17 protein-coding genes and 1 riboswitch are annotated in these 21,550 nt (G+C 73.5%); of the genes, 12 read left to right on the forward strand and 5 right to left on the reverse strand.

Going from position 1 to position 21,550, the window contains the following annotated elements; translation table 11 throughout:
- Positions 1–38 precede the first annotated feature (38 nt).
- Positions 39–878: an outer membrane protein assembly factor BamB family protein gene (locus ABEB03_RS45160; RefSeq protein WP_345658982.1), complete on the reverse strand. Its 840-nt coding sequence runs from the start codon at positions 876–878 to the stop codon at positions 39–41.
- Between the two features lie 424 nt (positions 879–1,302).
- On the opposite strand from ABEB03_RS45160, the gene ypfJ reads away from it, so the two are divergent.
- Positions 1,303–2,193, forward strand: a complete 891-nt coding sequence (gene ypfJ, locus ABEB03_RS45165; protein ID WP_345658983.1) for a KPN_02809 family neutral zinc metallopeptidase — start codon at positions 1,303–1,305, stop codon at positions 2,191–2,193.
- 187 nt (positions 2,194–2,380) lie between these two features.
- Entirely contained in the window at positions 2,381–2,794 is a 414-nt protein-coding gene (locus tag ABEB03_RS45170) for a VOC family protein (protein WP_095933540.1), read from the forward strand.
- A gap of 31 nt (positions 2,795–2,825) precedes the next feature.
- On the opposite strand, the gene ABEB03_RS45175 is transcribed toward ABEB03_RS45170, so the two are convergent.
- From ABEB03_RS45175 to ABEB03_RS45185, 3 genes are all read right to left on the reverse strand, one after another.
- Positions 2,826–4,229 carry a hypothetical protein gene (locus tag ABEB03_RS45175; protein ID WP_345658984.1) on the reverse strand — a complete coding sequence of 468 codons (1,404 nt, stop codon included), beginning with the start codon at positions 4,227–4,229 and terminating at the stop codon, positions 2,826–2,828.
- Between the two features lie 201 nt (positions 4,230–4,430).
- Positions 4,431–5,555, reverse strand: a complete 1,125-nt coding sequence (locus ABEB03_RS45180) for an alpha/beta hydrolase (protein ID WP_345658985.1) — start codon at positions 5,553–5,555, stop codon at positions 4,431–4,433.
- A gap of 359 nt (positions 5,556–5,914) precedes the next feature.
- Positions 5,915–6,637: a class II aldolase/adducin family protein gene (locus ABEB03_RS45185; protein WP_345658986.1), complete on the reverse strand. Its 723-nt coding sequence runs from the start codon at positions 6,635–6,637 to the stop codon at positions 5,915–5,917.
- A 196-nt stretch (positions 6,638–6,833) separates the two neighbouring features.
- Between ABEB03_RS45185 and ABEB03_RS45190 the strand changes: the two genes are divergently transcribed.
- The 10 genes from ABEB03_RS45190 to cobI all read left to right on the forward strand — a co-directional run bounded on the left by ABEB03_RS45190 (position 6,834) and on the right by cobI (position 20,767).
- Entirely contained in the window at positions 6,834–7,583 is a 750-nt protein-coding gene (locus ABEB03_RS45190; RefSeq protein ID WP_345658987.1) for a lysozyme, read from the forward strand.
- A 177-nt stretch (positions 7,584–7,760) separates the two neighbouring features.
- On the forward strand, positions 7,761–9,014 hold the full coding sequence (locus ABEB03_RS45195; protein ID WP_345658989.1) for an inorganic phosphate transporter: 1,254 nt from the start codon (positions 7,761–7,763) through the stop codon (positions 9,012–9,014).
- 12 nt (positions 9,015–9,026) lie between these two features.
- Positions 9,027–9,248, forward strand: coding sequence for a hypothetical protein (locus ABEB03_RS45200; protein ID WP_095933436.1), 222 nt, complete (start codon positions 9,027–9,029; stop codon positions 9,246–9,248).
- A gap of 262 nt (positions 9,249–9,510) precedes the next feature.
- Positions 9,511–9,651, forward strand: a riboswitch (cobalamin riboswitch).
- Between the two features lie 110 nt (positions 9,652–9,761).
- Positions 9,762–10,724: a cobalamin biosynthesis protein gene (locus ABEB03_RS45205; protein ID WP_345658990.1), complete on the forward strand. Its 963-nt coding sequence runs from the start codon at positions 9,762–9,764 to the stop codon at positions 10,722–10,724.
- 49 nt (positions 10,725–10,773) lie between these two features.
- Positions 10,774–12,282, forward strand: coding sequence for a cobyric acid synthase (locus ABEB03_RS45210; RefSeq protein WP_345658991.1), 1,509 nt, complete (start codon positions 10,774–10,776; stop codon positions 12,280–12,282).
- Entirely contained in the window at positions 12,279–15,932 is a 3,654-nt protein-coding gene (cobN, locus tag ABEB03_RS45215; protein ID WP_345658992.1) for a cobaltochelatase subunit CobN, read from the forward strand. Before ABEB03_RS45210 ends, cobN begins: the two co-directional genes overlap by 4 nt.
- Positions 15,929–17,983, forward strand: coding sequence for a putative cobaltochelatase (locus ABEB03_RS45220; RefSeq protein WP_345658993.1), 2,055 nt, complete (start codon positions 15,929–15,931; stop codon positions 17,981–17,983). The genes cobN and ABEB03_RS45220 overlap by 4 nt, the downstream gene beginning before the upstream one ends.
- Positions 17,983–18,582: a cob(I)yrinic acid a,c-diamide adenosyltransferase gene (cobO, locus tag ABEB03_RS45225; protein ID WP_095933441.1), complete on the forward strand. Its 600-nt coding sequence runs from the start codon at positions 17,983–17,985 to the stop codon at positions 18,580–18,582. Before ABEB03_RS45220 ends, cobO begins: the two co-directional genes overlap by 1 nt.
- Positions 18,576–20,021 carry a cobyrinate a,c-diamide synthase gene (locus tag ABEB03_RS45230; protein WP_345658994.1) on the forward strand — a complete coding sequence of 482 codons (1,446 nt, stop codon included), beginning with the start codon at positions 18,576–18,578 and terminating at the stop codon, positions 20,019–20,021. Before cobO ends, ABEB03_RS45230 begins: the two co-directional genes overlap by 7 nt.
- Positions 20,018–20,767 carry a precorrin-2 C(20)-methyltransferase gene (gene cobI / locus ABEB03_RS45235; RefSeq protein WP_095933443.1) on the forward strand — a complete coding sequence of 250 codons (750 nt, stop codon included), beginning with the start codon at positions 20,018–20,020 and terminating at the stop codon, positions 20,765–20,767. Before ABEB03_RS45230 ends, cobI begins: the two co-directional genes overlap by 4 nt.
- 11 nt (positions 20,768–20,778) lie before the next feature.
- Here the strand turns inward: cobI and ABEB03_RS45240 are convergent, their stop codons facing one another.
- Positions 20,779–21,507 (reverse strand): ZIP family metal transporter, encoded by a 729-nt coding sequence (locus ABEB03_RS45240; protein WP_095933444.1) that lies wholly within the window; start codon positions 21,505–21,507, stop codon positions 20,779–20,781.
- Positions 21,508–21,550 lie beyond the last annotated feature (43 nt).

Below are 21,550 nucleotides of genomic sequence, written 5' to 3' on the forward strand. Positions count from 1 at the left end.
CCGTCTATTGCGCGAGGAGAATGGCCATGGGGCCAAGTCTAACGGGGCCGTGCAAGCACTTTTTCTGCGTGCGGGTGTTCGGCGCTGTGATGCTCGCCCCGCCGTACGCCGCCCAGGGGGGCGCGGTCGGGGGTGATCCTGCCCAGCTCGTCGACGGCGACGATCTCGGCGGTCCAGTCGTCAGCGGTGGCGCACGGCTGGGCGATCAGCAGGGCGCCGTCGTGGCGCACCGCGCGCGCGGGGGCGAAGGCGCAGCCCGGGTGGGCGGGCAGTACCCAGCGCAGGTCGCCGTCGGCGAGGCGGTACGCGGCGACGCGCCGCGGGGTGACGACGGCGAGCACGCGCGGGCCGAGGACGCGCAGCACGCCCGCTCCCCCGCGGCCCGCGAGCCAGGGTGCGGCGTCGGGGAGCGCCCGGTGCCAGCGGACCGCGCGGCCGTCGTCCCGCGCGGTCGCGGTGACCAGCCCGTCGTCCCAGAGGGCGATCGCGTCCCCGCGCGCGGGGAGCACGGAGAGCGGCCGCCGCCCCTCGCGCGCGTAGGTCCAGCGAGGGCGCCCGGTCACCGCGTCGTACGCCTCCACCGTCGCCCCCCGCGCGCGCAGCGCGGGCCGCGGGCCGTGCTCCCCGCGCGCGTGGACGGTGAGGCGGTCTCCGAAGGGGGTGGAACGTGCCGTGTGGGCCGCCACGAGAAGCGGCACCACCAGGAGGAACACGAGGGCGACGGGCAGGAACGCCCGGACGGCGCTGCGCCCACCACCACTCCGGTCGCGCCGCCCGGCGCCGGGCGGCGCGACCGCCGGGACGGTACGGGGAAGGGCGGTCGGGGCCGGAACGGCGGAAAGTCCCGGGAGGGCCGGAGCGGTGGGGACGATGGACATGGCCGAACCCTGGAGGGCTGACGGCGTCGCCGGACCGGCGGAGGCCGTCGGCGGGGCCGGACCTGGACGGGGTGTCGGCGCAGCCGGAGCGTCGGGGGCCGGAGCGGTCGGGGCGGGCGAGACGTCCGGGGCCGTGGGCGGCGCGTTCGGTACACCGATGCGCGCGACGACCACCTTGCCCCCTCGCCCCGACGGCCACGTTCGGCGGCCCGCGCAGAGAGCACGGACCGTCCCGGGTGCTCCGACGGTCACGGACCGTCCCACGGGACAGGCGGAGCGTAGACGCGCGGGGCGCGGGAGGCCGCCGACACGACGGGCGGGGGCGGGCGCGTAGCCCGTTCGGACCTCCGCCCGAATGGCCGGGCGTCCGGGGGCGTACGAGGATGGCGGCACGGAGAGACGTGCGGCAGAGGGTGGTGTGCGCATGCAGTTCGACGACGACGCCGACCTGGACACCTCCGAGGTCCAGGATGTGCGCGGCAGTCGAATCCCCGGCGGCAGAGCGACCGTCGGCGGCGGCGTCGCCGCGCTCATAGCCCTGATCCTCGGTCTGCTCTTCGGGGTCGGCCCCGACCAGCTCGGCCTGTCCTCGGGCGACGGCCAGCCGGACGCGGCCAGCTCCTCCCTCGCGCAGGTCCAGCAGACCTGCAAGAAGGGAAGCGACGCGAACACCAAGGAGGACTGCCGCATGGTGGCGGTGGTCAACAGCGTCCAGGACTTCTGGACGCAGGAGTTCGCGCGCCGCAGCGGCACCTACACGCCCTCGCCGACAGTCTTCTTCACCAACAGGGTCGGCACGGCGTGCGGCACGGCCACGTCCGCCGTCGGGCCCTTCTACTGCCCGGGGGACCGGAAGGTCTACCTGGACCTCGGCTTCTTCGACGAACTGCGCGACAAGTTCGGCTCCAGCGGCGGGCCGTTCGCCCAGGCGTACGTGGTGGCGCACGAGTACGGGCACCACGTCCAGGACCTGATGGGCACGCTGGCCAAGGCACAGGACGGCGTGACCGGCGCGAACAGCAACTCGGTGCGCACGGAGCTGCAGGCCGACTGCTACGCCGGGGTGTGGGCGAACCACGCGACGACCACGAGGGACCCGGTGACCGGCAAGGCGCTGCTGACCAGCCTCACGGACGCCGACATCCGCGACGGCCTGGACGCGGCTGCGGCCGTCGGGGACGACCGGATCCAGGAGAGGTTCCAGGGCCGGGTGACCCCGGAGACCTGGACGCACGGCTCCTCCGAGCAGCGGCAGCAGTGGTTCTACCGGGGCTTCAGCAACGGCGACATGGCGCAGTGCAACACGTTCCGCTGAGCCGCCGATCCACCGGTCCGTACGCCCCGTCAGATCACGTGCTCCGGTGGCTTCCGGGCTCCGCCTGGTCGCACGTCCCGCCGGTCGCCGTCGTGGCGGCCCGCGATCGGCGGGGCGTTGTCGGTGGCCGGTGCAAGACTGGGCGACAGGTCGAGATCCGGCGGCGGGACCAGAGGAAGTGATCGGCATGGCAGGTTTGGACGGCGGGCGCCCGAGCATCTACCCGACCCTGCTGTACGCGGACGCGAAAGCGGCCATCAGGCAGCTCACGGAGGCCTTCGGCTTCACGGAGGCGTCGGTGTACGAGGGCGAGGACGGCACGGTGATGCACGCCGAGCTGGTCCAGGGCCACGGCGCGGTGATGCTGGGGTCCAAGGGCCGCGGCGGAGCGTTCGACACCGCGATGAAGGACGCCGGCCCCGCTGGGGTGTACGTGGTGGTGGACGACATCGACGCCCACCACCAGCGGGCCGTGGACCACGGTGCCGAGATCGTGATGCCCCCGACCGACCAGGACTACGGCTCCCGCGACTACATGGCCCGCGACCTGGAGGGCAACATCTGGAGCTTCGGCACCTACGCCCCCGAGACAGGGGCGTAGGGCTCCAGGACCGGCTCGCGGGACGCGCCCGTCAGCTGCCTCCGGTGTGCACCTGGAAGGCCGCCCGGCGTACGGCCTTGGCGAGCGCCGGATCCGGGTGGGCGGCCGCGAGTGCGACCAGGACCTGCACCGTGCGCGGGTGTCCGACCGCGCGGACCGCGTCGAGCAGCGCGGGCACGGTCGGCTGCACGGCCGACTCCAAGTGCCGTACGAGGAGCGGGGCTTCGCCGTGGTCGGCGACGGCGGCGGCGGTGTCCACCCACAACCAGGTCGCTTCCTCCCGGGTGAGCACCTCGTGGGCGTCCTCGGGGTCGTGGCCGTCGTGCTCGGCCAGCCACAGCAGGGCGTACGGACGCAGCGGGTTCTCGCCGGCCACGGCACGCACATCGGGCTCGGCGGGGGCGCCGACGACGCGCAGGGCTTCGAAGGCGAGGCCGCGGGTGAGGGCGTCCTCGCCACGGGCGGCGTCGAGGAGTTCGGTGACCGCGCTGCCGACGGGACGGGCGGCGAGCCAGGCGCGGTACTCGGCACGGGCGGCGTTCGGGCGCAGTTGGGCGCAGCCCCGGAGCATGTCCGCGGCGGGCTGCTCGATGTTCCCGGCGGGGCTCTGCGCGGCGACGCAGATCTGCTCCAGCTTGACCCAGACCGCCCAGCTGCCGAGCGGGGTGAGGGTGGCCTGTCCGTCCCCGTAGGTGAGGGCACCGACGGAGGCCAGGGCATGCAGGGCCCAGTCGAGGAGGGGGGCGAGTTCCGCGTCCGCGACCGCGGGGCCCTCCGGTGCCGCCTCGGGCTGCGGGCCGTAGGAGACCTCGCAGCGCGCGGTGCGCAGTTCCGTGACGCGCTGCTCCAGCAGGTCGAGGAGTTGCTCCATCGGGACGGGCCCGGCGGAGAGCTGGAGGAAGGAGAGCACCTGGGGCATCGCGGAGACGACCTCGGCGACGGCGGCGGGTTCGCGGTCCTCGGGTTCCGGGTGGGCGAGCGACCAGGCGTCGAAGAGGGCGACCCAGCCGCGCAGGACGGCGCTGTCGTCGCGGTTCCAGGCGCGCAGCCGCCATCCCGGACGGGCGCTGTCGCCGTGCACCTCGACGAGGCCCGCGAGGCGTGCCGTGTCCCAGTCCGCGCGGACCTGAGCCGTGCTCAGCCCGAGGTCGGCGGCCGCCCCTTCGGCGGTGGCCTCGGACAGGGTGCCCTTGCCGTCGGGGGTTCCGCCGTCACGACCCGGGCGCAGGGCGGCGTCCGCCCAGCGGGCGACACGGGCCGCGCCGGCCAGGCGGGTGCGCGCCATGCGGGCCAGCTCCGCGGGCGGGGGTGTGCCCTCGGGCGGCCGCGGTGCGGGGCGGCGCGTGCGGCGCTGGGTCACCGCTCGGGGGGCGGCGGCCAGGGGCCGTGGGCTGACGAGTCGGAGCCTGGAGTCGCGCGGATTACGGGACGTCACGGGTGCAGTCTTCCGGTTGACGGTCCGAAAACCCAAACGGAATGCCACGGAGGGCGACAGGGGTGCTCGCGGGGCGGGGCTCCGGGGGCTCTACACACGCGGGAACGGGCCGTCGCGGGAGTCGTCCGACGCCGAACCGGAAGCGGGTGTGCGGCCCCGCCGGAGGGGCTGCCGCGAAGCGGCGGAAGAACCCGCCTCGGGCTACATCAAGGGAGTGAGGAAGCGGCGCAACGCCTCCTCGTAGGTCTCCGGGTCGGCGTTCCACATGGCGCCGTGCGGGGCCTGCGGGACGGTGTGCAGGGTGACCAGGTCGGGACGGCGCTGCGCGAAGCGGCGCGAGGGTCCCCAGGGGGCGATGGTGTCGTCCGGCCCGTGCACCAGCAGGGTGGGCACCTTGAGGTGGTCGGGATGCGCGCCGTCGAGCCGCTCGTCGCGCAGACCCGTGCGGCCCTGGGCGGCGCGCACCGCGAGGGGCAGCAGGGCGCCCGGCGTGTGACGGGCCGTGGCGAGGGCGCGCAGCGTGGCCTTCCAGTCGAGGACCGGGGAGTCCAGGACGAGCCCGGAGATCCGCTCGCGCAGGGCGGACCGCGTGGCGGCGAGCAGGGCCATGGTGGCGCCGGTGGACCACCCGTACAGGACGACCTGTTCGGCGCCGTACCGCACGGCGTAGCGGATGGCGGCGTCGAGGTCGCGCCACTCGGTCTCGCCGAGGTGGCTCAGCCCGTCCTGGGGGCGGGGTGCGCCGAGGTCGCCGCGGTAGGCGATGTCGAGCACCGGGAAGTGGTAGCGGTTCAGGAACTCCATGACGTTCATGGGGTGCTCGCGGGTGGTGCCCAGGCCGTGCACGGCGATCACCCAGGTGTCGCGGACGGCGGGCACGAACCAGGCGGGCAGTGCGCCGAGTTCGCCGGGGATGTCGACGTCGGCGGTCTCCAGGCCGAGGGCGGAGCTCGGATCGCCGATGTGCAGGTTGGGGGTGAGCCACACCTTGTCGCCGGGCTCCAGGGCGCCGTGGGTGACGCGCTCCAGGCGGCGGACGACCGTGTCGGCGGGGTGGGGTGTGCCGCGCAGGACCGGGCCGACGACCGCGTGGGAGCCGTTGCCGGCGAGGCCGTAGGTGCCCGGACGCAGTGAGGCCAGATCACGGGTGAGCGTGATCCCGCCGGACGTCGTGGCGTGCACGGTGAGCCGGGGTTCGGTCGGTAGGGGCCGACCGGGTGACGCCTTCAGTGCGGCGTCGCTGGCGAACCGGCCCGCCGCCACGGAGGCTGCGCCCGCGGCGATGGCTACGGTGACGGCTGCGGCCGTCGCTTTGACAGTGCGCACGGGTTCAGTCTCCCGGGGGAGACCGTGGTCGGCCAGTGGGAGCGCGGGGGGCACGCCCGAGGGCGGGGGTCTTTCCGTGGGGCCGGGCGCGCCGGGCTCGGCACCGCCGGAGCGGTCGGTCCCGGCCGGGCGCCGCGTCGGTGGGAGGCAATCTCTCCCCTGGCCGGGCGGGCAGGGCTCCACCCGTGCCCGGCCTCGGCACCGCCGGAACAGTCCGTCCTGGCCGAGCGCCGCGGCGGTGGGAAAGGCGCCCCCGGCCGAGCGTCACAGCCGAGGGAAAGGCGTCCCCCGCCCGGGTTGCCCTGCCTGCGCGGCCCCGTGTCCGGAGTCGGCCGGAGGAGTGAAGGCGACGGTCGGGGCTACGGTTTCTGGCCGTAGGTCTTCAGGTGTTCGCCCACCCGGGCCACCTGGGCCTGGGTCAGCAGGTTCGGGGTGAGGCCGGGGACCGACGCGGCGAGGAGCCAGACGCGGGACATCCACTCCAGCTGGGCCGTGCGGTCGTACGCCTGGGACAGGGAGGTGCCGTGGGCGACGGTGCCGTGGTTCTGGAGGAGGCAGGCGGTGCGGCCGTCGAGGGCCCGGAGCATGTTCTCGGCCAACTCCGCGGTGCCGTACGTCGCATAGGGGGCGACACGGACCGGCCCGCCGAGGGCGGCGGCCATGTAGTGGATCAGCGGGAGCTCGGGGACGAGCGTCGAGACGGCCGTCGCGTGGGCCGCGTGGGTGTGGACGACGGCGACGGCGTCCGTGGCGCGGTAGACGGCGAGATGCATCGGCAGTTCGCTCGTCGGCAGCAGCGAACCGAGCACCTGCCGCCCGTCGAGGCCGACGCCGACGACGTCCTCGGGCGCGAGCCGGTCGTACGGCACTCCCGTCGGCGTGACCAGGACGGTGTCGCCGACCCGGACCGACACGTTGCCCGACGTTCCGACGACCAGCCCGTCGGCCACTGTCCGACGGGCCGTCGTCACGAGCTCCTCCCAGGCCCGCGCCACCTCGTCCCCCACGCCCCCCGCGCCCCGCGCACCCGCGGCCTGTGCTTCCTCCCGCACGTCCCGTGCGTCCCGCCGCTGTTCAGCCATGCCGCGATCCTGCCAGCAGGCGGCCTCGCCGTGTCGTGGGCGAGGGCACTTTAGGCCGGAGCGCACGCCTCCGTAAGGGCACATATGGGCACGGATCACCTTCCGAGGTGGATTGGCCGGTGATCGACCTCCGGTCGCCGATCTTCCAGTAGCCTCTGGGGGATTTGTCGTACACGTCGCCATTCCGGGGGGAAATATGGCCCGTGATCACAAACCACTCCATCGCCGCGTCCGCGCCACGGCCGCGACGGCCGTCGTGGCGGCGCTCACCGCGGCGGGCACCGCCCTCACCGCGCTCCCGGCGAGCGCCGCGGGCAAGCCCAAGGGGCACGACGTCTCCTCTCACCAGAAGAACGTCGACTGGCGGAGCGCCAGGGCGAAAGGCGCCCGGTTCGTCTACGTCAAGGCGACGGAGTCCCACACGTACCGCAACCCCTACTTCAGCCGGCAGTACAACGGCGCGCGCGACGCGGGCATCCTTCGCGGCGCCTATCACTTCGCGGTGCCGGACAAGTCCTCCGGCACCACCCAGGCCGCGTACTTCGTGCGCAACGGCGGCGCCTGGCGCGCGGACGGCTGGACGCTGCCGCCCGCGCTGGACATCGAGTACAACCCGTACGGCAAGCGCAAGTGCTACGGCCTGAGCAAGGCCGGGATGGTGAGCTGGATCAAGGCGTTCAGCGACGAGGTCAAGAGGCGGACCGGCCGCCGCCCGGTGATCTACACGACCACGCACTGGTGGAACACCTGCACCGGCGCCAGCCGGGCCTTCGGCGCGAACCACGCCCTGTGGCTGGCGCGCTACGACTCCGCGGACGCCGGCACCCTGCCCGCCGGCTGGTCGTACTGGACGTTCTGGCAGTACGACAACAGCGGCAGCCTGCCGGGTGACCAAAATCTCTTCAATGGGTCCATAACCGGACTCAAGCGGCTCGCCCGAGGCTAGACACTGGTAGCGGAGCCCGATATTCCGCCTGCGTTCGAGGAACGGGGGACCCCTCCGGCACAAACGGAGGGGCATCCCGCCGATTGAGACACCCCACAGCCTGCCTCAGTTCATCTTCCGTTCACCCAGGTTGCTTACGGTCCACATGCCACTGACGTCCAACAGAAGCCTGGGTAAATGGAACACATCACGCTCCTCCTCGGAATCGTGATCGTCACCGCTCTCGTGTTCGATTTCACGAACGGTTTCCACGACACTGCCAACGCGATGGCGACGACCATCTCGACCGGCGCTCTCAAGCCCAAGACGGCGGTGGCCATGTCCGCCGTGCTGAATCTCGTCGGTGCGTTCCTCTCGGTGGAGGTCGCCAAGACGATCTCCGGCGGAATCATCAACGAAGAGGGCATACGCACCGAAGTGATCTTCGCGGCGCTCGTCGGCGCCATCCTCTGGAATCTGCTGACCTGGCTCCTGGGTCTGCCCTCCAGCTCCTCCCACGCACTCTTCGGCGGCCTCATCGGTGCCGCCGTCATGTCGGCGGGCTGGTCGTCGGTGAACGGTTCGACCGTCGTCACCAAGGTGCTCATCCCCGCGGTGGCCGCGCCGATCGTGGCCGGAATCGCCGCCATGCTGGCCACCCGGCTGACGTACCGCATCGGCGGTCGCGTCGAGGAGAAGGCGACCGCCAAGGGCTACCGCGCCGGCCAGATCGCCTCCGCCGGCCTGGTCTCCCTCGCCCACGGCACGAACGACGCGCAGAAGACGATGGGCATCATCACCCTGGCCCTGGTCACCGGCGGCGTCATCGCCCCCGGCTCGAACCCTCCCACCTGGGTCATCGTCTCGGCCGGTATGGCCATCGCGCTCGGCACCTACCTGGGCGGCTGGCGCATCATCCGCACGATGGGCAAGGGCCTCACCGACCTCGCGCCGCCGCAGGGCTTCGCCGCCCAGACCAGCGCCGCGACGGCCATCCTGGCCTCTTCGCACATCGGCTTCTCCCTCTCCACCACCCAGGTCTGCTCCGGCGCCGTGATGGGCTCGGGCCTCGGCCGCAAGGGCGGTGTGGTCCGCTGGTCGACCGCGACCCGCATGTTCGTGGCCTGGGGTCTGACCCTGCCGGCCGCGGGTCTGGCCGGTGCCTCCGCCGAGTTCCTGACCAAGCAGGGCACCTGGGGCATCGTCCTCACGGGCGTGCTGCTGGTCGCCGGCGCCGGCGTCATCTGGACGCTGTCGCGCCGCCAGCCGGTCACCGTCGACAACGTGAACGACGTCGACGCCGAGCCCGCCGGCGTCGTCACCACGGCGATGGCCGCCGTCGCCGTGCCGCCGGCCGGCCCGGTCACCACGGCCGACTCCGAGCTCAAGGCCACCATCCCGGTGCCGGACCCCGGCCCCTCCGCCGAGCCCACCCGCCCGGCCACGGTGTAAGGAACCAACAGCATGAACATCGACTGGGCAGCCCTCGGCTCCGTCTTCGGAGTCAGCCTCGGGGCCACCGTGGCACTCGTCGGCCTCTTCACCCTCGGCATCGTCGGCCTCTCCAAGCGTGAGTCGGCGTCCGCCCGGGGCGACTCGGCGGCCCTCGCGGTCACCGGCGCGTACGCCTGCTTCGCGGCCTGCGCGGCGGCCGTGGCGTACGGGATCTTCATCATCGTCTCCTGACACGGGCGACGCTCTGCCGCACGAAGGGCGGGTACGGGACCCTCTGTCCCGTACCCGCCCTTCGTCGTGCCGGGCCTCCGGCGCGAGGGGACGACAGGCGGACGTGCGCGGCGGGATGCGTTCCGGGTCGTCGGAAGGCGGTCCGCGGGCCTGCGCAACGACCCCGGAACACGGTGCAATTCGGTCTTGGCGGGCAGCCGGGCATGGTGGCGGTGTGGGGCTCAGCACACTCTCTCCTCGCAGGTCAACAGCAAGTTGACGGCTGTTCTCGCCCCGTGGTGGACTGCCGGAGCCAAGTACGGCGGCAAGAGAGGAAGCCGGTGCAAGTCCGGCGCGGTCCCGCCACTGTCACCGGGGAAGAGATGTCCCGGGAGCCAGGAACTCTCACCGCCGGTCTCGTCGAACCAGGGCGTGGACACCCTGAGTGAGGACATGTCGCCATGCACGGCTGCCCAAGTGCTCTGCGCAGGACGCGAACGACGGTTGAGACCGACCTGACGGCCGGCTGAACCGATGCGTGCCGATCGCGTCTTCGCGTACGGCGCCGCCGCCGGCCTTCTCGGCGACCTGCTGCTCGGTGATCCTCGCCGGGGGCATCCGGTCGCCGTGTTCGGTCGGGCCGCGGGCGCCGTGGAACAGGTGTTGTGGCGGGACGACCGCGGCCGGGGTGCACTGCACACCGCCGTGTGCGTGGGCGGTGCCACCGCCCTCGCCGCCCTCGCCCGCCGCGCCGTCCGGCCCTCCCCCGCCGCCTCCGTCGCGCTGACCGCCGCCGCCACCTGGGCCGTCGTCGGCGGCACCACACTCGGCCGTGAGGCGCGGGCGATCGGCTCGGCGCTCGCCGCGGGCGACGTGGAGGTGGCCCGGGAACGGCTGCCGCACCTGTGCGGGCGCGACCCCCAGGCGCTGGACTCCGACGGAATCGCGCGGGCCGTCGTCGAGTCCGTCGCCGAGAACACCTCCGACGCCGTGGTGGGAGCCCTGGTGTGGGGGGCCGTCGGCGGTGCGCCCGGTCTGGTCGCCTTCCGCGCCGTGAACACGCTCGACGCGATGGTCGGGCACAAGTCGCCCAAGTACCGGCGGTACGGCTGGGCTTCAGCGCGGCTCGACGACGTCGCCGGCTGGCCGGGGGCGCGGCTGACCGCCGTGCTCGCGACCGTCGCCGGTGGCGCCCCGCGCAGCGCCGCCCGCGCCTGGCGCACGGATGCCCGCAAGCATCCGAGTCCCAACGCCGGTCCGGTGGAGGCCTCGTTCGCGGGGGCGCTCGGGGTGCGGCTCGGCGGGACGCTCTCGTACGCGGGCCGGGTCGAGCACCGGCCCGTCCTCAACGGCGACGGCCGTGCGGTGGCCGTCGCCGACATCGAACGGGCCGTACGGCTGTCGCGTCGCGTGGGCTGGCTGGCGCTGGGCGCGTGCGCCGTCGGACGGACGCTCGTCGGGCGCGCCGCCGCACGGCGGAGAGGGGCCGGGGCATGACCGGGGAGGGGTACGCCATGGATGCCGGAGCGCGCGAAGGGGCCATGTCATGAGCGGCGGACTGCTGATCGCCGGAACGACCTCCGACGCCGGCAAGAGCGTCGTCACCGCCGGGATCTGCCGGTGGCTGGTGCGACGGGGCGTCAAGGTCGCGCCGTTCAAGGCGCAGAACATGTCCCTCAACTCGTTCGTCACCCGTGAGGGCGCCGAGATCGGGCGCGCACAGGCCATGCAGGCGCAGGCCGCGCGCGTCGAGCCGACCGCGCTCATGAACCCCGTGCTGCTCAAGCCGGGCAGCGACCGGAGCAGTCAGGTCGTGCTCATGGGCAAGCCCGTGGGCGAGATGAGCGCGCGCGGCTACCACGGAGGTCGCCAACAGGCGCTCCTCGGCACGGTCCTGGACTGTCTGGCCGAGTTGCGGGGCACGTATGACGCGGTGATCTGTGAGGGGGCCGGCAGCCCTGCCGAGATCAATCTGCGGCGCACCGACATCGTGAACATGGGCATCGCCCGCAATGCGGGGCTGCCCGTGCTCGTCGTCGGCGACATCGACCGCGGCGGTGTGTTCGCCTCCTTCTTCGGGACGGTCGCGCTGCTGTCGCGCGAGGACCAGGCGCTCGTCGCCGGGTTCCTCGTCAACAAGTTCCGCGGTGACGTGTCGCTGCTGGAACCCGGTCTCGACATGCTGAAGGACCTCACCGGGCGGCCCTCCTACGGTGTGCTGCCGTTCCGGCACGGTCTCGGCATCGACGAGGAGGACGGGCTGCGGGTGTCGCTGCGCGGGGCGGTCCGCGAGTCGGAGGTCACCGCCCCTGTCGGCGCGGACGTTCTGCGGGTCGCCGTCTGCGCGGTGCCGCTCATGTCGAACTTCACGGACGTCGACGCGCTGGCCGCCGAACCGGGCGTGGTCGTGCGGTTCGTGGACCGGGCCGAGGAACTCGCCGACGCCGACCTGGTCGTGGTGCCCGGGACGCGGGGAACCGTGAAGGCGCTGGAGTGGCTGCGTGAGCGCGGACTCGCCGACGCGCTGCTGCGCCGGGCCGCCGAGGGCCGGCCCACGCTCGGCATCTGCGGCGGCTTCCAGCTGCTCGGCGAGCACATCGAGGACGACGTGGAGAGCCGGGCAGGCCACGTCGACGGGCTCGGACTGCTCCCGGTGCGGGTGCGGTTCGCGCACGAGAAGACGCTGACCAGACCGGTCGGCGAGGCCCTGGGAGAACGGGTCGAGGGGTACGAGATCCACCACGGCGTCGCCGATGTCACCGGTGGGGAACCCTTCTTGGACGGATGCCGGGTCGGCTCCGTGTGGGGCACCCACTGGCACGGCTCGCTGGAGTCGGACGGATTCCGGCGGGCCTTCCTGCGCGAGGTGGCCGCCGCCGCGGGCCGCCGCTTCGTGCCGGCCGCCGACACGTCGTTCGCGGCGCTGCGTGAGGAGCAGCTGGACCGGCTCGGCGATCTGATCGAGGAACACGCGGACACGGACGCGCTGTTGCGGCTCATCGAGTCGGGCGCGCCGCAAGGACTGCCTTTCATTCCACCGGGAGCGCCCGCATGAGCACAGTGTTGTTGTTGTCGACCGCCGACACGGATCTGCTGGCGGCCCGTGCCTCCGGTGCCCCGTACCGGATCGGCAATCCGACCCGGGTGGACGTCGTGACGGAGCTGCCCGCGCTGCTCGACGGCGCGGACGTCGCCGTCGTACGGCTGCTGGGCGGAAAGCGCGCCTGGGAGGAGGGGCTGGCCGTGCTGCGGGCGTCGGGTGTACCGACCGTCCTGCTCGGCGGCGAGTCCGTGCCCGACGCCGAGTTGATGGCCGAGTCGTCGGTGCCCGCCGGTGTGGTCGCGGAGGCGCTGCGCTACCTGGTGGAGGGCGGCCCGGCCAACCTCACCGAACTGGCGCGGTTCCTTTCCGACACCGTGCTGCTCACCGGGGAGGGCTTCGAGGAGCCGCACCGGACGGCCGAGTTCGGTGTGCACGGTGAACGCGTGGTCGCCGAGGGCCGTCCCACGGTCGGCGTGCTGTTCTACCGGGCCCACGAGCTGTCCGGGAACACCGCGTTCGTGGACACGCTGTGCGACGCGATCGAGGCGCGGGGCGCCAACGCGCTGCCGGTGTTCTGCGGTTCGCTGCGCGGCGCGGACCCGGGCCTGTACGAGATCCTCGGCAGGGCCGACGCGCTGGTCGCCACCGTGCTCGCGGCGGGCGGCACGCACGCCTCGCAGGCGTCTGCGGGCGGCGACGAGGAGGCGTGGGACATCGGCGCGCTCGCCGACCTGGACGTGCCCGTCCTCCAGGGCCTGTGCCTGACCTCCTCGCGGAGCGCCTGGGACGCCTCGGACGCCGCCCTGTCCCCCATGGACGCGGCGATGCAGGTCGCCATCCCGGAGTTCGACGGGCGGCTGATCACGGTGCCGTTCTCCTTCAAGGAGCAGGGCCCGGACGACGTCCCGGTGTACGTCGCCGACCCCGAGCGGGCGGCGCGGGTCGCCGGGATCGCGGTGCGGCACGCCCGGCTCAGGCACAAGCCGAACGAGGACAAGAAGCTCGCGCTGGTCTTCACCGCCTACCCGACCAAGCACTCGCGGGTCGGCAACGCGGTCGGCCTGGACACGCCCGCCTCGGCGGTACGGGTCCTGGACGCGCTCAGGGGCGCCGGGTACTCCCTGACCGAATACCCCGACAACGGCGACGAGTTGATCCACCGGCTGATCGAGGCGGGCGGCCACGACGTCGAATGGCTCACCGAGGACCAGCTGGCCGCCGCTCCCGCGCGGGTGCCGCTCGCCGACTACCGGGCCTGGTTCGACGAGCTCGACCCGGGGCTGCGGGACGCCATGCTGGAGGCGTGGGGCGAGCCGCCGGGCAGCCTGTACGTCGACGGGGACGAGATCGTGCTCGCCTCCCTGCAGTTCGGGAACGTCGTCGTGATGATCCAGCCGCCGCGCGGCTTCGGCGAGAACCCCATCGCGATCTACCACGACCCCGACATGCCGCCCTCCCACCACTACATGGCGGCCTACCGGTGGCTGGAGAACAGTTTCGGCGCCGACGCGGTCGTCCACATGGGCAAGCACGGCACGATGGAGTGGCTGCCGGGCAAGGGCCTCGGCCTCAGCGGGGGTTGCGCGCCGGACGCCGTGCTCGGCGAGCTGCCGCTGATCTACCCGTTCATCGTCAACGACCCCGGCGAGGGCACCCAGGCCAAGCGCCGCGGGCACGCCACCGTCGTCGACCACCTCGTGCCGCCGATGGCGCGCGCGGACACCTACGGCGACCTGGCCAAGCTGGAGCAGCTGCTCGACGAGTACGCGCTCGTCTCCGACCTGGACCCGACGAAGGCCCCGGCGGTGCGCGCGCAGATCTGGACGCTGGTCAAGGCGGCCGAGCTGCACCACGACCTGCACGTCGACGAGCAGCCGGGCGACGACGACTTCGACGAGTTCGTCATGCACATCGACGGCTATCTGTGCGAGATCAAGGACGTGCAGATCCGGGACGGCCTGCACGTCCTCGGTGGCGGTCCCGAGGCCGAGCCGCGCGTGAACCTGGTGCTGGCGGTGCTGCGCGCCTCGCAGGTGTGGGGCGGCACGGCGAACGCCCTGCCGGGTCTGCGGGCCTGCCTGGCCGCCCACTTCGGCCTGGTCGAGAAGGAGTTGCTCGCCGAGCCGGGCGCGCCGGTCAAGGTGCCGGACGGGCTGACCGCCCTCGTCGCCGGGCCCTCCCGGACGGGAGCCGACGCGATCGACCTGCTGGAGCAGCTGTGCCGGCGGATCGCGGAGGGCATGGAGGAGCGCGGCTGGGCGGTCGCCGAGGTCCCGCGCCTCGTCCGGGAGGTCCTCGGCACCGAACTGCCCGACGCGGTGGCCGTGCTGGAGTTCGCCTGTCGTGAGGTGGTGCCGCGGCTCGCCCGGACGACGGACGAGATCGGCCACATCCTCAAGGCGCTGGACGGGGGGTACGTGCCGGCGGGGCCCTCGGGTTCGCCGACGCGCGGACTGGTCAACGTCCTTCCGACGGGCCGGAACTTCTACTCCGTCGACCCCAAGGCGATCCCGTCGAGGCTGAGCTGGGAGGTCGGGCAGTCCCTCGCGGACTCCCTCGTGCAGCGCTACCTCCAGGACACGGGCGCGTACCCGACCTCCGTCGGACTCACCGTGTGGGGCACCTCGGCGATGCGCACCCAGGGCGACGACATCGCGGAGATCCTCGCGCTGCTGGGCTGCCGTCCGGTCTGGGACGACGCCTCGCGCCGGGTCACCGGCTTCGAGATCGTGCCCCTGGAGGAGCTCGGCCGACCACGCATCGACGTGACGGTCCGTATCTCCGGCTTCTTCCGGGACGCGTTCCCGCACGTCGTCGGGCTGATCGACGACGCGGTGCGGGCGGTGGCCGAGCTGGACGAGTCCGCCGAGCAGAACTTCGTGAAGGCGCACGCGGACGAGGACACCGCCGAGCACGGCGACCGGCGGCGGGCGACCGCCCGGGTCTTCGGCTCCAAGCCGGGCGCGTACGGCGCCGGTCTGCTGCCGCTGATCGACGCCCGCAACTGGCGCTCCGACGCCGACCTCGCCGAGGTGTACGCGGTGTGGGGCGGTTACGCGTACGGGCGCGGGCTCGACGGGCGGGCGGCGCGCGGGGACATGGAGACCGCGTTCCGGAGGATCGCGGTGGCCGCGAAGAACGTCGACACCCGCGAGCACGACCTCGTGGACGCCGACGACTACTTCCAGTACCACGGCGGCATGGTCGCCATGGTGCGGCATCTGACGGGAGCCTCCCCCGAGGCGTACGTCGGCGACTCGGCCGTCCCGGACCAGGTGAAGACCCGTACGCTCGGCGAGGAGACGCACCGCGTCTTCCGCGCCCGGGTGGTCAACCCGCGCTGGATGGCGGCGATGCGCCGTCACGGCTACAAGGGCGCCTTCGAGATGGCGGCGACGGTCGACTACCTCTTCGGCTACGACGCCACCGCCGGGGTCGTGGACGACTGGATGTACGAGAAGCTCAGCGCGGAGTACGTCTTCGACGCCGAGAACCGGGACTTCATGAAGAAGTCCAACCCGTGGGCGCTGCGCGGCATCACCGAACGGCTCCTGGAGGCCGCCGACCGCGGGCTTTGGGCCGAGCCGGACGCCGACACGATCGAAGAGCTGCGCGCCACCTATCTGGAGCTCGAAGGCGACTTGGAGGGCGACGAGAAGTGAGTACCCCGTTCCCGTTCACGGCCGTCGTCGGCCAGGACGACCTGCGGCTCGCGCTGCTGTTGAACGCCGTGTCGCCCGCGGTGGGCGGCGTGCTGGTGCGCGGCGAGAAGGGCACCGCCAAGTCCACCGCCGTGCGCGCGCTTTCGGCCCTGATGCCGGTGGTGGACGTCGTCTCCGGATGCCGGTTCTCCTGCGACCCGGCGGCACCCGACCCGGCGTGCCCGGACGGACCCCACGGGTCGGGGGCGTCCGAGTCGCGTCCGGCGCGCATGGTGGAGCTGCCGGTCGGCGCCTCCGAGGACCGGCTGGTCGGCGCGCTCGACATCGAGCGGGCGCTCGCCGAGGGCGTGAAGGCCTTCGAGCCTGGCCTGCTGGCCGATGCGCACCGCGGCATCCTGTACGTCGACGAGGTCAATCTCCTCCACGACCATCTGGTCGACCTGCTGCTGGACGCGGCGGCGATGGGCGCCTCGTACGTGGAGCGCGAGGGCGTCTCGGTGCGGCACGCGGCCCGCTTCCTGCTGGTCGGGACGATGAACCCGGAAGAGGGCGAGCTGCGGCCGCAGTTGCTCGACCGGTTCGGGCTGACCGTCGAGGTCGCGGCGTCCCGGGAGCCCGACCAGCGCGTCGAGGTCGTCCGGCGCAGGCTCGCCCACGACGACGACCCGGAGGCCTTCGCCGCGCGCTGGGCCGACGAGGAGGCCGCGGTGCGGGCCCGGATCGTGGCCGCGCGCGCCCTGCTGCCGTCGGTGCGGCTCGGCGACGGGGCGCTGCGGCAGATCGCGGCGACCTGCGCGGCCTTCGAGGTGGACGGCATGCGGGCCGACATCGTCATGGCGCGGACCGCGACCGCGCTCGCCGCGTGGGCGGGGCGCACCGAGGTGCTCGCCGAGGACGTGCGCCAGGCGGCGCTGCTGGCGCTGCCGCACCGCCGGCGCCGCAACCCGTTCGACGCGCCCGGGCTGGACGAGGACAAGCTCGACGAGACGCTGGAGGAGTTCGGCGGTCAGGACACGGACCGGGGCGACGACGATCCGGACCCCGGGCCGGACGGACCCGGTGGCGGTGGGCAGCCCGCACCCGACGAGGGTCCGGCCGGCGGCGACACGGCCGCCCGGCCCGAGTCCGGGGAGGGCGGGGAGCCGCAGGCCTCCGGTGCGGGCGAGCGGTCGCCGGTGCGGGCCGCGGAGCCGTTCCGCACGAAGATGCTGAGCGTTCCCGGGCTCGGCGAGGGCGCGGCCGGGCGGCGGTCGCGCGCGCGGACCGAGCACGGCCGCACGACCGGGTCACGGCGGCCCCGGGGCGCCCTGACCAAGCTGCATCTGGCGGCGACCGTACGGGCGGCGGCGCCGCACCAGCGGGCGCGCGGGCGGTCCGGGCGCGGTCTGGTCGTCCGGCGCGACGATCTGCGGCAGGCGACGCGGGAGGGCCGCGAGGGGAACCTCGTCCTCTTCGTGGTGGACGCCTCCGGTTCGATGGCGGCCCGGCAGCGGATGAGCGCGGTGAAGGGTGCCGTGCTGTCGCTGCTCCTCGACGCGTACCAGCGGCGGGACAAGGTGGGGCTGGTGACCTTCCGCGGGTCGGCCGCCGAGGTGGCGCTGCCGCCCACGTCGTCGGTGGACGCGGCGGCGGCGCGGCTGGAGTCGCTGCCCACCGGCGGGCGTACGCCGCTCGCCGCGGGGCTGCTCAGGGCGCACGAGGTGCTGCGGGTCGAGCGGCTGCGGGACGCGGCACGACGGCCGCTGGTCGTCCTGGTGACGGACGGACGGGCCACGGACGGAGGGGCGGCGCGAAGCGCCTCGGGCCGCGGTGCCGGCCGGGCGACGGGTGGGACGGAGCCGGTCGCGCTCGCGGGGCGCGCGGCGCGGCTGTTCGCGGCGGACAAGATCGCGTCCGTGGTCGTCGACTGCGAGACGGGGCCGGTACGGCTGGGTCTCGCCGGGCAGCTCGCGGGTGAGCTGGCCGGTACGGCGGTGACGCTGGACGAGCTGCGGGCGGACTCGATCGCCGGGCTGGTCAGGGAAGTTCAGGGCGACAGGAGGGCCGCGTAATGCCGCAGGGACAGCCGAGCGTGGTGCCGGACGACGGTCTGACGACACGTCAGCGGCGCAATCGTCCGCTGGTCGTGGTGCACACGGGCGTCGGCAAGGGCAAGTCCACGGCCGCGTTCGGGCTCGCGCTGCGCGCCTGGAACCAGGGGTGGCCCATCGGGGTGTTCCAGTTCGTCAAGTCGGCGAAGTGGAAGGTCGGCGAGGAGAACGCGCTCAAGGTGCTCGGCGCCTCCGGCGAGGGCGGAACCGTCGACTGGCACAAGATGGGCGAGGGCTGGTCGTGGGTCCAGCGCGACGAGCAGCTGGACAACGAGGAGAAGGCCCGGGAGGGCTGGGAGCAGGTCAAGCGGGACCTGGCCGCCGAGACGTACCGGCTGTACGTGCTCGACGAGTTCGCGTATCCGATGCACTGGGGCTGGGTCGACACCGACGAGGTCGTCGACGTGCTCCGCAACCGGCCGGGGACCCAGCACGTGGTGATCACCGGGCGGAACGCGCCGGAGAAGCTCGTGGACCTCGCGGACCTGGTGACCGACATGTCCAAGGTGAAGCACCCCATGGACGCCGGTCAGAAGGGCCAGAGGGGCATCGAGTGGTGAGGTCCGTCCCCCGGCTGGTCGTCGCCGCGCCCTCCTCGGGCAGCGGCAAGACCACCGTTGCCACGGGGCTGATGGCGGCGTTCGCCGCGCGGGGGCTCGCCGTGTCCCCGCACAAGGTGGGGCCGGACTACATCGATCCCGGGTATCACGCGCTCGCCACCGGGCGCGTGGGACGGAATCTCGACGCGTACCTGTGCGGGCCGGAGCTCGTCGCGCCGTTGTTCGCGCACGGTGCGCGCGGCTGCGACCTGGCGGTCGTCGAGGGCGTGATGGGTCTGTACGACGGGGCCGCCGGGGAGGGCGAACTGGCGTCCACCGCGCACGTCGCGAAACTGCTCCGGGCGCCGGTCGTGCTCGTCGTGGACGCCTCGTCGCAGTCGCGGTCGGTGGCCGCGCTGGTGCACGGTTTCGCGTCCTGGGACCCCGAGGTGCGGGTCGCCGGGGTCGTCCTGAACAAGGTCGGCTCCGACCGGCACGAGGCGTTGCTGCGTGACGCGCTGGACTCGGCGGGCGTGCCCGTGCTCGGTGTGCTGCGCCGTGCTCCGCGGGTGGACACGCCGTCGCGGCATCTCGGGCTGGTGCCCGTCGCCGAGCGGCGGGCCGCCGCCGTCGAGGCCGTGGCGGCCATGGCCGCGCAGGTGGCCGAGGGGTGCGAGCTGGAGGCCCTGGCCGCGCTGGCGCGGGGCGCCGGGGCACTGCCGGGCGCCGCGTGGGATCCGGCCGAGGCCGTGGCCGGTCCGCTCCCTCGGCCCTGGCCCGGCCCGTCTCCGCAGACCGGGCCCGCGGACCCCACGGGGCTGCCCGGACGCTCCCGCCCCCGGGCGGCGAACGGGCCACGGCCGAGGATCGCCGTCGCGGGCGGCGCCGCGTTCACCTTCTCCTACGCCGAGCACGGTGAGCTGCTGGCCGCCGCGGGCGCAGAGGTCGTCGCCTTCGACCCGCTGCACGACGAGCAACTGCCGGACGGCACCGCCGGACTGGTCGTCGGCGGCGGTTTCCCCGAGGTGTACGCGGCCGAGCTGTCCGCCAACGAGCCGCTGCGCAAGGCCGTCGCGGAGCTGGCGCTGGGCGGTGCTCCCGTCGCCGCCGAGTGCGCCGGGCTGCTGTACCTGTGCCGTGAGCTCGACGGGCGGCCCATGTGCGGGGTGCTCGACGCCACGGCACGCATGACGGAACGGCTGACGCTGGGCTACCGCGATGCCGTCGCCGTGTCCGACAGTGTGCTCGCCGCGGCCGGAACACGGATGCGCGGGCACGAGTTCCACCGGACCGTCGTCGACCCCGGCGCCGGGGCGGCTCCCGCCTGGGGTGTGCGCGCCCCTGAGCGGCGGCTCGAAGGTTTCGTACAACAAGGTGTGCACGCGAGTTATCTGCACACGCACTGGGCGTCCGAGCCCGGTGTCGCCCGTCGGTTCGTGGAGAGGTGCCTGACGTCATGAGCAGCAAGCTGATCGGAGTCGGGGTCGGCCCCGGTGACCCCGAGCTGGTGACCGTCAAGGGTGTCAACGCCCTGCGCGCCGCCGAGGTCGTGGTCGTACCCGTCATGGCCGCGCCGGACGGACAGGACGGCGGCGAGCCCGGGCGTGCCGAGGCGACCGTGCTGCACTACGTGCCCGAGGAGAAGGTCGTACGGGTCGTGTTCGCGCTCAACGAGCGGACCGACCGGGCACGCCGCGAGGCTGCCTGGGACGCCGCCGGCGGGCGGGTCGCGGAGCTCCTCACCCGGCACGCCACGGTGGCGTTCGCGACCATCGGCGATCCCAACGTGTATTCGACGTTCACCTATCTCGCCCAGACGATCGGCGAGCTCGTGCCGGGGACGGTGATCGAGACCGTGCCCGGGATCACCGCCATGCAGGACCTCGCCGCACGGTCGGGCGCGGTGCTGACCGAGGGGACCGAACCGCTGGTGCTGGTCCCGGTGACCGCGGGGGCCACCGTGCTGAAGGACGCCCTCGGCGGACCGGGCACCGTGGTCGCGTACAAGTTCGGGCGGCAGGCGCGGGAGGTGGCCGAGGCGCTGCGGGAGACCGGCCGGATCGACGACGCCGTGTGGGGTTCCGCGCTCGGCCTGGAGGGCGAGTCGATCCGCTCCGCGGCCGAACTGGACGGCGCCGCCCTCCCCTACCTGTCGACGCTCATCGCGCCCGCGCGACGTGACGGCACCCGAGGCGGAAAGCTGTGAACCGCCCGGGCTCAGCCCGCGATGCCGACCACCAGCCAGATGAAGCCCACGCCCGCGACCGTGCACAGCAGGGTCGAGCGGGCCGGGTGCTCGTGGTGCGCCTCGGGGAGGATCTCCGCGGCGGCGAGATACAGCAGGACTCCGCCGAAGAGCCCGAGATAGCAGCCGAGCGCCTGCTCCGGGATGGTGAAGAAGAGCGTGGAGGCCGCGCCGACCACGGGGGCGCAGGCGTCCGCGACGAGCATCATGATCGCCTTGTGGCGGGCGTTCCCGTACAGGCTTGTGATCGTGTACGTGTTGAAGCCGTCCGCGAAGTCGTGCGCGACCACCGCGAGGGCGACCGCGAGACCCATCCCGCCGCCGACCTGGAAGGCCGCGCCGATCGCGACGCCGTCCATCGCGCTGTGGCCGACCATCGCCGCGGCGGCCGTCAGGCCCACCTCGGGCGCGCGTCCGCCGTCCTCCTCGCCGCCGTGCGCGGCCTGGCGATGCGCCAGCAGCCGCTCCACCAGGTGCGCCAGCAGGAATCCCGCGACGAACAGCAGCAGCGCGGCCGGTACGCCGAAGACCTCCTCGCCCGCCGCCTGGAGCGCCTCGGGCAGCAGGTCCAGGCCGACCACGCCGAGCATCAGCCCGCCGGCCAGGCCGAGGACCAGGTGGCGGCGGTCGGTCACACGCTGTGCCGTCCAGCCGCCGGCCAGCGTCATCAGGAACGCGCCGAGCGCTACGAGGACCGCCATACGCCCTTGCTATCCGATCAACCCCCGTTCGCGCACGTCCGAC

Source organism: Streptomyces siamensis, assembly GCF_039543605.1.
GTDB classification, from domain to species: domain Bacteria; phylum Actinomycetota; class Actinomycetes; order Streptomycetales; family Streptomycetaceae; genus Streptomyces; species Streptomyces siamensis.

Coding starts and splice junctions, on each gene's coding strand:
- ABEB03_RS45160 (WP_345658982.1), bottom strand. CDS start 878: ATGTCCATCGTCCCCACCGCTCCGGCCCTCCCGGGACTTTCCGCCGTT.
- ypfJ (WP_345658983.1), top strand. CDS start 1,303: ATGCAGTTCGACGACGACGCCGACCTGGACACCTCCGAGGTCCAGGAT.
- ABEB03_RS45170 (WP_095933540.1), top strand. CDS start 2,381: ATGGCAGGTTTGGACGGCGGGCGCCCGAGCATCTACCCGACCCTGCTG.
- ABEB03_RS45185 (WP_345658986.1), bottom strand. CDS start 6,637: ATGGCTGAACAGCGGCGGGACGCACGGGACGTGCGGGAGGAAGCACAG.
- ABEB03_RS45190 (WP_345658987.1), top strand. CDS start 6,834: ATGGCCCGTGATCACAAACCACTCCATCGCCGCGTCCGCGCCACGGCC.
- ABEB03_RS45195 (WP_345658989.1), top strand. CDS start 7,761: ATGGAACACATCACGCTCCTCCTCGGAATCGTGATCGTCACCGCTCTC.
- ABEB03_RS45200 (WP_095933436.1), top strand. CDS start 9,027: ATGAACATCGACTGGGCAGCCCTCGGCTCCGTCTTCGGAGTCAGCCTC.
- ABEB03_RS45205 (WP_345658990.1), top strand. CDS start 9,762: ATGCGTGCCGATCGCGTCTTCGCGTACGGCGCCGCCGCCGGCCTTCTC.
- ABEB03_RS45210 (WP_345658991.1), top strand. CDS start 10,774: ATGAGCGGCGGACTGCTGATCGCCGGAACGACCTCCGACGCCGGCAAG.
- cobN (WP_345658992.1), top strand. CDS start 12,279: ATGAGCACAGTGTTGTTGTTGTCGACCGCCGACACGGATCTGCTGGCG.
- cobO (WP_095933441.1), top strand. CDS start 17,983: ATGCCGCAGGGACAGCCGAGCGTGGTGCCGGACGACGGTCTGACGACA.
- cobI (WP_095933443.1), top strand. CDS start 20,018: ATGAGCAGCAAGCTGATCGGAGTCGGGGTCGGCCCCGGTGACCCCGAG.
- ABEB03_RS45240 (WP_095933444.1), bottom strand. CDS start 21,507: ATGGCGGTCCTCGTAGCGCTCGGCGCGTTCCTGATGACGCTGGCCGGC.